The 11,203-nt window shown below is 63.6% G+C and carries 11 protein-coding genes, 1 tRNA gene and 1 pseudogene; 8 read left to right on the forward strand and 5 right to left on the reverse strand.

Annotated elements, in window-relative coordinates:
* Window positions 1–358: 358 nt before the first annotated feature.
* From YO9_RS0106575 to YO9_RS17345, 3 genes and pseudogenes are all read left to right on the forward strand, one after another.
* Window positions 359–1,837: a sugar transferase gene (locus YO9_RS0106575; RefSeq protein ID WP_031272810.1), complete on the forward strand. Its 1,479-nt coding sequence runs from the start codon at window positions 359–361 to the stop codon at window positions 1,835–1,837.
* Between the two features lie 735 nt (window positions 1,838–2,572).
* Window positions 2,573–3,075, forward strand: a pseudogene (locus YO9_RS17340) (GH25 family lysozyme); the annotation flags it as partial.
* 240 nt (window positions 3,076–3,315) lie between these two features.
* Window positions 3,316–3,768, forward strand: coding sequence for an LGFP repeat-containing protein (locus tag YO9_RS17345; RefSeq protein WP_262925606.1), 453 nt, complete (start codon window positions 3,316–3,318; stop codon window positions 3,766–3,768).
* Between the two features lie 98 nt (window positions 3,769–3,866).
* Here YO9_RS17345 and YO9_RS0106585 read toward each other — a convergent pair whose 3' ends face one another.
* From YO9_RS0106585 to YO9_RS17350, 5 genes are all read right to left on the reverse strand, one after another.
* Window positions 3,867–4,847, reverse strand: a complete 981-nt coding sequence (locus YO9_RS0106585) for a ribose-phosphate diphosphokinase (protein WP_031272811.1) — start codon at window positions 4,845–4,847, stop codon at window positions 3,867–3,869.
* 86 nt (window positions 4,848–4,933) lie between these two features.
* Complete coding sequence (gene glmU / locus YO9_RS0106590; protein ID WP_016996765.1) at window positions 4,934–6,409, reverse strand: bifunctional UDP-N-acetylglucosamine diphosphorylase/glucosamine-1-phosphate N-acetyltransferase GlmU; 1,476 nt, start codon at window positions 6,407–6,409, stop codon at window positions 4,934–4,936.
* A 65-nt stretch (window positions 6,410–6,474) separates the two neighbouring features.
* A tRNA-Gln gene (locus tag YO9_RS0106595) sits at window positions 6,475–6,546 on the reverse strand.
* 125 nt (window positions 6,547–6,671) lie between these two features.
* A complete protein-coding gene (locus YO9_RS0106600; protein ID WP_016996766.1) occupies window positions 6,672–7,007 on the reverse strand; it encodes a hypothetical protein in 336 nt (111 codons plus the stop codon).
* Window positions 7,007–7,375 carry a hypothetical protein gene (locus tag YO9_RS17350; RefSeq protein ID WP_016996767.1) on the reverse strand — a complete coding sequence of 123 codons (369 nt, stop codon included), beginning with the start codon at window positions 7,373–7,375 and terminating at the stop codon, window positions 7,007–7,009. The genes YO9_RS0106600 and YO9_RS17350 overlap by 1 nt, the downstream gene beginning before the upstream one ends.
* A 73-nt stretch (window positions 7,376–7,448) precedes the next feature.
* On the opposite strand from YO9_RS17350, the gene YO9_RS19790 reads away from it, so the two are divergent.
* The 5 genes from YO9_RS19790 (at window position 7,449) to YO9_RS0106625 (ending at window position 11,166) form a co-directional block, all read left to right on the forward strand.
* Window positions 7,449–7,574 carry a hypothetical protein gene (locus tag YO9_RS19790; protein WP_016996768.1) on the forward strand — a complete coding sequence of 42 codons (126 nt, stop codon included), beginning with the start codon at window positions 7,449–7,451 and terminating at the stop codon, window positions 7,572–7,574.
* 235 nt (window positions 7,575–7,809) lie between these two features.
* Window positions 7,810–9,654, forward strand: a complete 1,845-nt coding sequence (locus YO9_RS0106610; protein WP_016996769.1) for an ABC-F family ATP-binding cassette domain-containing protein — start codon at window positions 7,810–7,812, stop codon at window positions 9,652–9,654.
* Between the two features lie 86 nt (window positions 9,655–9,740).
* Window positions 9,741–10,655, forward strand: a complete 915-nt coding sequence (locus YO9_RS0106615) for a PAS domain-containing protein (protein ID WP_016996770.1) — start codon at window positions 9,741–9,743, stop codon at window positions 10,653–10,655.
* Entirely contained in the window at window positions 10,640–10,885 is a 246-nt protein-coding gene (locus tag YO9_RS0106620; protein ID WP_016996771.1) for a hypothetical protein, read from the forward strand. Before YO9_RS0106615 ends, YO9_RS0106620 begins: the two co-directional genes overlap by 16 nt.
* Window positions 10,886–10,995: 110 nt before the next feature.
* Window positions 10,996–11,166, forward strand: coding sequence for a hypothetical protein (locus YO9_RS0106625; RefSeq protein ID WP_223286227.1), 171 nt, complete (start codon window positions 10,996–10,998; stop codon window positions 11,164–11,166).
* The last annotated feature ends 37 nt before the right edge of the window (window positions 11,167–11,203 follow it).

Consider the following 11,203-nt stretch of genomic DNA (forward strand, 5'->3'; position numbering starts at 1 on the left):
TCAGCAAACCGACGTGGTGCGGTACCGCATGGCGCTCCCGATCCGTGATGTCACGGGAGTTCACGATCCCACCAGCCGTCGTCGATAACGGGGCAGCAAAATACGCTGCCCCCTCGCCTTGGCAACTCACACAGAATACCACGGGCCTTTATCCCCCGAACCGCTCACATGCTCGTCCCCCGTTGTGTACCCATTCGCCCTGGACAGGGGCCAGATAGGTGCAATTCGCGCTATCGTGGAGACCATGAATCTCGGGGGAGATTCCAAGGTGCGGCCGCCTCACATTCACGGTCGCGCTGACGCGGTGCGGATCACCACGCACTCTCGTCGACCGTTTTAGGGGGAGGGAACGACGATCATGTTCAAGGAGCCAACAGTGCGCCACACGCAAGCGTTGTGGCGTGAGAAATACCAGCAGACTCTGCGGATATCCGATGCTCTGGCGTTGGCTGTGGCATTGGCATTGAGCCAATTGATTCGCTTTGGCTTAGGCGATGGATTTCTCCCGCTCGAATCAATTCCGGTTCCCTATTGGTTAGTCGGTGTGATTCTCGGAGTCGGATGGTGGTCGTGGCTGGAACTTCGCGGCACCCGCGGCGTCCGATTGATCGGTAACGGTGTCGAGGAGACCAAACAGGTGGTCACCTCCACCCTGGTCCTCTTCGGTGCGATCGCCATTGTGTCCTACGCTTTCGACATTCCCACGGCGCGCGGTTACGTCCTCACTGCCCTCCCGCTCGGTCTGCTCACCCTGATCGGTGGTCGTTTCGTAGCCCGTCACAACCTGATGCAGCGGCGCTTCAGGGGTCAGGCCATGTCGCGGACCATGATCATCGGTCGTTTCCCCGGTGCTGTGGAGATGGTGGATGAACTCCAGCGCCGCCCGGACGCCGGTTTCAAACCGGTGGCCGTGTACATGCCGCGGTCCCGGCGGGAGATGCCCAAGGAACTCGAGCACGTTGAACTACCCGTCAACACATTGGAAGAGGGCGTGCGCCCCAGTGTGGCCGGCATTGTGCAGGCGTGTTGCGAGAATCGCATCGAGACCCTGGTGATGACCGCTTCTGTGCCCCTGAGCACTCGCGAGATCCGTCATCTGGGCTGGGCTCTGGCGGACGAGCACATCCGGTTGGTCATGAACACCGGCCTGACTGACATCGCCGGTCCGCGCATCCATACCCAGCAGCTGGCAGGTTTGCCGCTCATCCATGTGGCCACCCCGCGCTTCACCCGTTCCAAGAAGATGATCAAGCGCGGCATCGACATCGTGGGCGCTGCTTGCGCTCTGCTTCTGTTGTCGCCCGTCCTGATCGTGCTCGGTCTGATCGTCAAGACGCACGACGGCGGTCCCGCCTTCTTCGCGCAGGAGCGCGTGGGTATCGACGGCACCCGGTTCAAGATGCTCAAGTTCCGCTCCATGTACGTGGACGCCGAAGAGCGCAAGGCCGCACTGCTCGCAGCCAACGAGTCACAGGGTGGTGTGCTGTTCAAGATGAAGGACGACCCGCGCGTGACCCGGCCTGGTAAGTGGATGCGGCGCTACAGCCTGGACGAGCTTCCCCAGTTCCTCAATGTCCTGGGCGGCACGATGTCCCTGGTCGGCCCGCGACCACCTCTGGCTTCGGAAGTGGACCAGTACGAGAAGCACGTCTACCGTCGGCTGCGTGTGCGTCCGGGCATCACCGGCCTGTGGCAGGTCTCCGGCCGCTCCGACCTGGACTGGGAACAGTCCGTCCGGTTGGACCTGTACTACGTGGAGAACTGGTCCCCGGTTCAGGACATGATCATTCTGCTGCGAACCTTCAAGGCCGTTTTCGCCTCCGACGGCGCCTACTGACCTTCGCCTCAATCCTCACTTACTGCGGTCGCAGACCGCAGACGTTGCCCGTCACCTCCATCGCGAGGTGGCGGGTAACGTCGATTAAAGGCAAGCGAACTTACGGTGTCCGAAACCGAAAATTTGCGGCCTCGAAATGCTTTCGTGATCGGTTCCCTTAAATTAATCCCATTAAATCGCTGAAAGTTGTCTAGAATCCTTATGCCCCCCAATGCCCAAGCGCTCCCCCGCGCACCATCCCCCAGTAAGGCAATTCGTGTGATCTCCCCCCGAAAGACAGCCCTGCCCGCTGCCGTCACGGCGGCCATTCTGGCATTCACCACATTCGCTCCGGCCACGGCCGTAGAAACCCCCACAGAGAATCTCGATCCCGACCGCGGCAACGTGGTGTCCGTGGAAACCGAAGAACTCGACACGGTGGTCAAGGACCCCAAGCTTCCGAGCGCACCGCCCAAGACCGGCGATAAGAACCCCGGCGCCACCATGGGTCAGCGCATGAAGTCCATGGAAGAAACCACCAACCTGTCCCCCGAGTCAGAAGCTGAACTCGAGCAGGTCGAAAAGGACCTCGACGCGAAACCCGCCCCGGCGGCGTCGGCGTCGGTCGGTGCCGTGACCCCGGAAACCCGGGAGAGCCCGAACGCTGACCCCTCCGGCACCCAGACTGTGGGTCCGGCAGGTTCGATGTCCCTGATGATCCAGGCCAACACGTGGCGTCCTGCGGGCATCATGGGCATGGACGTCTCCGGTTGGCAGCCGACCGTGAACTGGAGCGCCGAGTACTCCAAGGGCGCCCGCTTCGCGTACGTGAAGGCCACCGAGGGAACCGGGTACAAGTCCCCCTCGTTCGCTTCGCAGTACAGCGGCTCCTACAACGTGGGCATGATCCGCGGTGCCTACCACTTCGCCCTGCCGAGCGTGTCCTCCGGTGCGGCGCAGGCCGACTACTTCGTGAACAACGGCGGCGGTTGGTCCGCGGACGGCAAGACCCTGCCCGGTCTGCTGGACATCGAGTACAACCCCTACTCGAGCCTGGGTAACACCTGCTACAACATGTCCCAGCCGCAGATGAACTCGTGGATCAAGTCCTTCTCGGACCGCTACAAGCAGCGCACCGGTCGCTACCCGCGATCTACACGACCACAGACTGGTGGCGCACGTGCACGGGTAACACGGCCCAGTTCAATACCCACCCGCTGCACATTGCCGCGTACAACACCACCGGTGCAGGTGCCATGCCCAACGGCTGGTCCACCTACGACATCTGGCAGTTCTCGGCCTCCGGCCCCTTCTCCGGTGACTCCAACCAGTACCGCGGATCCTGGGCTCAGCTGCAGTCCATGGCCAGCTCGCGCAACTACAAGCCCCTGGGCGGTCGTGCGCCGAGCACCAATGCCGGGAGCCAGAGCTACACCGTCAGCGGCGGCATCGGTTCCATCTACCGTGCCACCGGCGGCGCCGCCAAGTGGGGTCAGGCTGTGACCCCCGAACGCGCAGCTGCCTCGGGTGGTCGCTACCAGGAGTTCGTGCGCAACGGCGTGAAGGCCACCGCGTACTGGCACCCGCGTACCGGTGCACACATGGTGCGCAACACCTCGAGCATTGGGAACAAGTTCGTGCAAACCGGTCGCGAACGCGGACTGGGATTCCCGTCCACGGAAGAGCGTTCGATCTCCGGTGGTGCCTACCAGAGCTTCACCACGACTGCCGGTCGCACTCACAAGGTCATGTGGACCCGTTCCACCGGCTCCAACACCATCAAGGAGTACGGAGCCATTGGCAAGCACTGGAGCCAGCGCGGTTATGAGCGCGGCTACGGCTTCCCCGTGACCGACGAGTACCGCGTGGGCACCGAGGTGCACCAGCGCTTCTCCAAGGGCTACACCGTGCGTTGGTCCTCGGTGAGCAACCGCGTGTGGGTCACCCGCTAAGGGCCCACCACCACGCAACGAGAAAGCCACCCGCCGTTGACCGGCGGGTGGCTTTTTCATGGTCTCGGTTCAGCGGAACCGGACGAGGATCTTGATGCTCAGGAGCGGCCGTTGAACAGGCTGGTCACCGAGCCGTCCTCGAAGACTTCCTGGATGGCACGCGCGATCAAGGGCGCGATCGAGATGACCTCTAGGTTCTCGAACTGGTGCTCCTCCGGAACCGGGAGGGTGTCGGTTACGACAACCTTCATGGCACCGCAGTTGGCCAGGCGCTCCACGGCGGGGTCCGAGAACACCGCGTGGGTGGCCGCGATGATGACGTCCTTGGCACCGTTGTCACGCAGCACCTTCACGGCACCGGAAATGGTTCCACCGGTGTCGATCATGTCGTCGATGAGCACACAGGTGCGACCCTCGATATCGCCCACGACCTGCTTGGACTCGGCCTGGTTGGGAACGTTGATGTCGCGCGTTTTGTGCACGAACGCCAGCGGCGCGCCACCCAAACGCTCGGCCCACTGCTCAGCCACGCGCACGCGGCCGGTGTCCGGGGACACCACGGTCACGTTGGACTCGTCCACCACGGAACGCACGTAGTCGCTCAACAGCGGAATGGCCATGAGGTGGTCCACGGGGCCGTCGAAGAAGCCCTGGATCTGCGCGGTGTGCAGGTCCACGGACATCAGGCGATCAGCACCGGCGGTCTTGTACAGATCGGAGATCAGGCGGGCCGAGATGGGCTCGCGGCCGCGGTGCTTCTTGTCCTGGCGGGCGTAGGGGTAGAACGGGCTGACCACGGTGATGGACTTGGCCGATGCGCGCTTGAGCGAGTCAAGCATGATCAGCTGTTCCATGATCCACTGGTTGATGGGCGCCGGGTGGGACTGGATGAGGAATGCATCCGCGCCACGCACCGACTCACCGAATCGCACGTAGGTCTCACCGTTGGCAAAGTCGTACGCGTCGGTGGGGACCAATTCGGTGCCCAATTCGCGTGCGATATCCTGCGCCAGCTGCGGATGTGCACGACCCGAGAGCAGAACCATGCGGTTCGACCCTGCATTCGTAATTCCGGTCATGTGAACTCGCTTTCCTCGAAATGCTTGATGGAGCGCTGGTCGCGTGTCTCGTGCCCGGTTCAGGCCTGGGATGCGCGGTCAGAGTTTTATGAGCCGTTGGACGCTTCCGCGGCCTTGGCCGCATCGGTTCCGGGACGGTGCTTCTGCACCCATCCTTCCACGATGACCTGATTCCCCTCGGTGAGGGCGAGCGCACCGGCGGGCACGTCCTTGCGGACGGTCGTGCCGGCACCGGAGTAGGCGCCGTCGCCAATGGTCACGGGCGCAACGTACATGTTGTCCGAACCCATGCGCACGTGGTTGCCCACCACGGTGCGGTGCTTGTTGACGCCGTCGTAGTTGACGAACACGGAGGCCGCACCAATGTTCGAGTGGTCGCCGATCGTCGCGTCGCCCACGTAGGAAAGATGCGGGATCTTGGAGCCTTCGCCGATGGTCGAGTTCTTGGTCTCCACGAACGTGCCGATCTTGCCCTTGGCGCCCAGCACGGTGCCCGGACGCAGGTACGCGAACGGTCCCACGGAGGCACCCGCGCCCAGTTCGGAGTCACTGCCGTGAGTGCGAACCACGGTTGCGCCGTTGCCCACGGTCACGTTGGTCAGGGTGGTGTCCGGTCCGACGACGGCGTCCTCGGCGATTCGCGTGCTGCCGTGCAGTTGGGTGCCGGGCAGGATGGTGACGTCCTGTTCGATCTCCACGGTGTCGTCGATCCACGTGGTGCCCGGATCTACGACCGTCACGCCGTTGGCCATGTGCATCTTGAGGATGCGCTTGTTCAGGTAGGCACCCAGTTCGGAGAGCTGTTCGCGGTCGTTGGCGCCCTCGAGCTCCATGTAGTCCGCCATCTTCAGGGCGTCCACGCGGTGGCCCGCAGCGCGAGCAAGTTTGGGAACGTCCGTGAGGTACTTCTCGGCCTGGGCGTTGTTGGTGTCCACCTGGGCCAGAGAGTCGCGCAGCACTGCGGCGTCGAAAGCGAAGATGCCGGAGTTGACCTCCACGACCGCGCGTTGTTCCTCGGTGGCGTCCTTGAATTCCTTGATCTCCGAGAGCTGACCGTTTTCGTCCCGCAGGATGCGGCCATATTTGCCCGGAGTGGGGTGATCCGCGGTCAGCACCGTCACGGCATTGCCGTTGTCACGGTGATAGGCCACGAAGTCCTGCAGGGTCTGTGCAGTGAGCAGCGGAACGTCGCCGTAGGTGACGACCACAGTGCCGGACACGGGAGTCTCGCGGTCCAGAACTTCCAGGCCCGCATCCACGGCACTGCCGGTGCCGGGAACGTCGGACTGGTCCGCAATCAGCACGCTGGAGTCCAGCTCGTTGATGTGTGCTTCCACGAGGTCTCGTTGGTGGCGGATAACCGCCACGAGCTGTTCCGGGTTCAGTTCCCGCGCGACCTTGAGAGCGTGCCCGACCATGGAACGACCCCCGATCTCATGCAGGATCTTGGGGGTCTTGGACTTCATGCGGGTGCCCTTGCCTGCGGCCAGGACGATGATTGCTGCGGGGTTGGACCCGGCGGTCGCGGCGCTCTGATCGGCCGCGGTATCGACGATGCTCACTGAGCTAACTCCTCGTGGTTGCTCGTCAGGTGGGGGAACCCATCTGCACCTGGGTGGTTCGTGCGTTCCGCCACTAGGACTCGAACCTAGACTCACGGCTCCAAAGGCCGGTGTGCTGCCAATTACACCATGGCGGAGCGTTGCCTTGTGGGCACCGCATTCTTGTGCGCACCTGTGACGCACGAGAAATTACTTTAGCATCCACTCGACCGTGCGTAGACGCCCGGCAACCCATGGGCAGCCGGGCGTCTACGAGTTACAACTAGGCTCGAGAACTTGCCTTCGGCCTGGCACGTCGTTCGAGTTGATGACCATGCCACACGCAGAAGAGCGAGAACATCAACATCCCCGCCACACTGACTTCGAAGGCGTCTAGGAGATATCCCACCGTTGCAATAGCAATTCCCAATAGCGGCAACCACGGAAATTTCTTCCACTTCTGGAAGGACATGATGGTGCCGAGGAGTACGGCCGCGAGCACGGTTCCGAAAATGAACACCGCCGTGAAACTCGGAGAGGCCGGCGTCAATGCGGCAATGAGAACCCCGAGCGCGCCGAGAGCTAGAACCAAGAGGAAACCGGTCAAGAACTTGTTCATCAGTGACGTCCCGAGCAGTGTTCCACCGCCACCAGACGACCATTGGCCATGGCTTCCTCGAAGCCGGGCAGGGCTTGTGCGAGGTGGTGGGTCTCCCCCGGTTCCAGACCGCGCACCAGTACAGGCGCACGTTTGGCTGCGCGTTTGACGAATCCCCAGGCGTCCATGTCGGTCTGCCCCGCGCCGCGGGAGCGGGACACGTCCCATGCCAGTGAGGTGACCTCGGGCTCGGTGACGTCCAGGGTGCCCTGATCGAATTCGCGATCCAGGAGCACCAGGAGCATGACCACCTCGTCCACGGTGGTGTGGTTTTGCACGAGCAACCGAACGTCCTGAGCCGAGGCGGCTTCCGCGAGCGCGGCAACCATTGAATACAGCCGTTGCCGCTGCCGGCACGGTGGGTGACTCCTCCAATGCGAGCACGAGCGCCGGGCGCACGCCGTGGGCCAGGACCAGAGCGACGTCGGACTCGGCAATCACGCCCTCGTCCGGCATGTCCTCGTCCACGGACACCGGTGCGCGCAGGATCAGCGGATCGGCGCCGGCTTTGCGCAGCTGTTCGCCTGATTGGCGCTGCACCATACTTCCCATGTGCAAGCCCACCGGGCGGTCCGCACCCAGCGTGATTTCCACAGGCCCCGGGTGCTCGCGCACGTGTTCGACGGCGCTCGCCAGATCCTGGGGTGTGTCCAAAACCGTCCCGGCCACGGGAGCGGTCACGTAAGTCTCTTGCATGGCTCAAGTCTCCCATGCCAATCTGACACTTCTCCCGGATGACCCTGTCGCTTGTATCCTGGCCTGCGTGGCACATCTGATTGGCGGAGAGAATCTGCACCTCGAGTATCCGACCAAGACCGTTTTCGACGCGGTCTCCATAGGCATCGATCAGGGTGACCGGATTGGCATTGTAGGGCGCAATGGCGACGGTAAGTCAACGCTGATGCGCCTACTCGCCGGCCGCATCAATCCCGACGGCGGGCGGGTCACCGTTCGCTCGGGAACCACCGTGGGCATGCTGGACCAGGCGGACACCCTGGACCCGAACCAGACGGTGGGGCACGCCGTCGTGGGCGATGTCCCCGACCACGAATGGGCCTCGGACGCCAAGGTGCGCGACGTGATTTCGGGTCTGGTCTCGGACGTTGACTGGGATACGAACGTCAGCGAACTCTCCGGCGGTCAGCGACGTCGCGTGGCCCTGGCCGGCCTGCTGGCCCAGGACTGGGACGTCATTTTCCTGGACGAGCCCACCAACCACCTGGACGTGGACGGCATCACCTGGCTGGCCAAGCACCTCAATAACCGCTGGTCCAAGAACTCTGGTGCGCTGGTGGTCGTGACTCACGACCGTTGGTTCCTGGACGCCGTGTGCACGGACACGTGGGAGGTGCACGACCGCATGGTCGAGCCCTTCGAGGGTGGTTACGCGGCCTACGTTTTGCAACGTGTGGAGCGCGATCGCCAGGCTGCGGTGGTCGAGCAGAAGCGACAGAACCTTATGCGCAAGGAACTCGCGTGGTTGCGCCGCGGTGCTCCCGCTCGCACCTCCAAGCCCAAGTTCCGCATCGACGCCGCCAACCAACTGATTTCCGACGTTCCCCCACCGCGCGATTCGGTCTCGCTCTCGCGCATGGCCGTGTCCCGGTTGGGCAAGGACGTGGTGGACATCGAGAACGTCTCCGTCTCCTTCGACGGTGCCAACGGCGAAACCACCGTGCTCAACGACGTCACCTGGCTGATCGCCCCAGGCGAGCGCACGGGCATCCTGGGCGTCAACGGCGCGGGCAAGTCCACGCTGTTGGGACTGGTCACGGGCGCGGTCTCCCCCACCTCGGGGCGGGTCAAGCGCGGCAAGACCGTTAAGATCTCCACGCTCACGCAGCAGTTGGCGGAACTCGACGACGTGGCCAACGACCGCGTCTCGGACGTCGTGGCCAGCAAGAAAACCAGCTACGTGACCGAGGGCAAGGAAATGAGCCCCACCCAACTTCTCGAGCGACTGGGATTCACCTCCGCTCAGCTCAAGACCCCGGTCAAGGATCTGTCCGGTGGGCAGAAGCGCCGACTGCAGTTGCTCATGATCCTGCTGGACGAGCCCAACGTGCTGATCCTCGACGAGCCCTCCAACGACCTGGACACGGACATGCTCGCCGCCATGGAGGACCTCCTGGACACTTGGCCCGGCACGCTCTTGGTGGTCTCCCACGACCGGTACCTGCTCGAGCGCGTGACCGACCAGCAGTACGCCGTGATCAACGGCCAGTTCCGCCACCTGCCCGGCGGTGTCGAGGAGTACCTGAAGCTTTCGGCCTCGTCCGATTCGGGATCGGCCGCTGGCTCTGCCGGTGCCTCCAACCCGATGGCGGCTTCTTCTTCGGGTTCCGGTGCCGACGCCGCCGCAGGCTCGCCTTCCGAGTCCAAGCTCTCCGGCTCCGAGGCGCGCGCCGCGCAAAAGGAACTGGGCGCCGTCGAACGCAAGCTGCAGAAGCTCAACAAGGAAGCCGAGGCCCTGGACGAGACCATGGCCGCAGCGGATCCCTCCGATTTCGAGGGGCTGGGCAAGCTGTCCGCACAGAAGTCCGAGCTTCAGGAACAGATGGACGAGCTGGAGATGCGGTGGCTGGAGTTGGGCGAGGCGCTCGAGTAAGCCACGGTTCCCAACCGGTAACCTTGAGATACTGAAAGGCACACAGCGGTGTCTTTTCATGCGACGTCCGCATCTCAGGGGGAGATATGTCAGAGAACACGCCCAAGCGACCGGAACTCACCGATGAGCGCCATGAATTCGGCGTTGAGGAGATGTTCTTCTCCACCACCGATGCGAAGGGCGTGATCACCAACGCCAACGACGTGTTCGTGCGCATCAGCCACTACGGCGAGGACGAGCTCATGGGCGCTCCGCACAACATTCTGCGCCACCCCGAGATGCCCGCGGCCGCCTTCAAGTTCATGTGGGACGAGCTCCAGGCTGGCCGCAAGTTCTGTGCGTACGTGCGCAACCTGGCCGCCGACGGCGCTACCTACGACGTGTTCGCCACCGTGGTTCCCGTGGGCGATTCCTATCTCTCGGTACGCACCCGGCCGCTTCGCCAGGACCTGTGGGACGTAGTGTTCGAGCAGTACAAGGCCACGTTGGACGTCGAGAAGGCCCAGCGGGACGGCAACTCCCGCCATCAGGTAGCCGTCCTGGGCGCCGAAGACCTGGGCGCTCGCGTGGGTTCCCTGGGATTCAGCGGCGTGGCGGATCTGTGTGCTCAGCTACTGATTGCCGAGGTGCAGGAACACAGCGCGCAGTCCTCACTCCTCCCCGACCGCCCCGACGCGACCGGCGCGGTGGGACAGCTTCTTCACATCACGCGCAGCATCGAAGGCCAGGTCACGGGCCTGATTTCCCGGCTCGAAGAATACGGCGCCCTCGTCGCTCGGTTGCGGGCCGCCAATGACGACGTCGCTCCGACCGTTCAGCGCGTCCGCGACCTGCGCGACGCGTCCACACGGGCACGGACAAGTTGGCTCCTGAGGCAACCGAGAACTCGCCCCAGGGTGCGGGAGGTGACGCAGCGGCGTCGTCGGAGGAGACCGCTGCCCTGCAGGAAACGCTGCGGCACCTGGCCGAGGTCATCGATGACCGTGTGGCGTCTGCGCTGACCGGATACGAGAATCTGCCGGATCAGCTGGCGGAGTTGGCGGGTGCCATTGACGAGATGCGCGCGGACATCGCTCTGTTGCGACTGCACAATTCCATGGTCGGGCGACTTGCCCTGGAGCTTCTGGACGGCAAGTCCACGCAGGCCTTCACCGCGGTCCCGCTGCTGTGTGACGCTCTGACGGAAGGTGCCAACCGGACTGCATCGCGGGTGGCCAAGCTCGCGAACTGACGCAGGCGATTCCGGAGATCCTGTCCTCCGCGATTGCCGGGGTGGACCGTTCGCGCCGCCAGCTCAACAAGTGGGCGGGGACCACCGAACGCTTTGACAATGCACATGACGTGGCCGAAGAACGTGAGTACGTGGAGACGCAGGCGCAGACGGGCTTCGATGAGTTGAACGAGTTGTCCGCCCTGGGTGCCAAGTGCACGTTCCTGACCATGCCGTTCGACGCGGACTCCATGGCCGCGAACGTTGCGGGGATCCGCGGGGCGTTGGAGCAGCTGAAGTAGCGAGACCTTGAGAGAAAGAGACCGTCCACTTCCTCGA

This window comes from Kocuria atrinae C3-8 (assembly GCF_000286355.1).
GTDB lineage: Bacteria > Actinomycetota > Actinomycetes > Actinomycetales > Micrococcaceae > Kocuria > Kocuria atrinae_A.

Bases quoted from the DNA above. Each gene is read 5' to 3' on its own strand.
- YO9_RS17350 (WP_016996767.1), bottom strand. From the start codon at position 7,375: ATGGTTGCCGCGCTCGCGGAAGCCGCCTCGGCTCAGGACGTTCGGTTG.
- YO9_RS0106575 (WP_031272810.1), top strand. From the start codon at position 359: ATGTTCAAGGAGCCAACAGTGCGCCACACGCAAGCGTTGTGGCGTGAG.
- YO9_RS0106585 (WP_031272811.1), bottom strand. From the start codon at position 4,847: ATGACCGGAATTACGAATGCAGGGTCGAACCGCATGGTTCTGCTCTCG.
- YO9_RS0106600 (WP_016996766.1), bottom strand. From the start codon at position 7,007: ATGAACAAGTTCTTGACCGGTTTCCTCTTGGTTCTAGCTCTCGGCGCG.
- YO9_RS0106615 (WP_016996770.1), top strand. From the start codon at position 9,741: ATGTCAGAGAACACGCCCAAGCGACCGGAACTCACCGATGAGCGCCAT.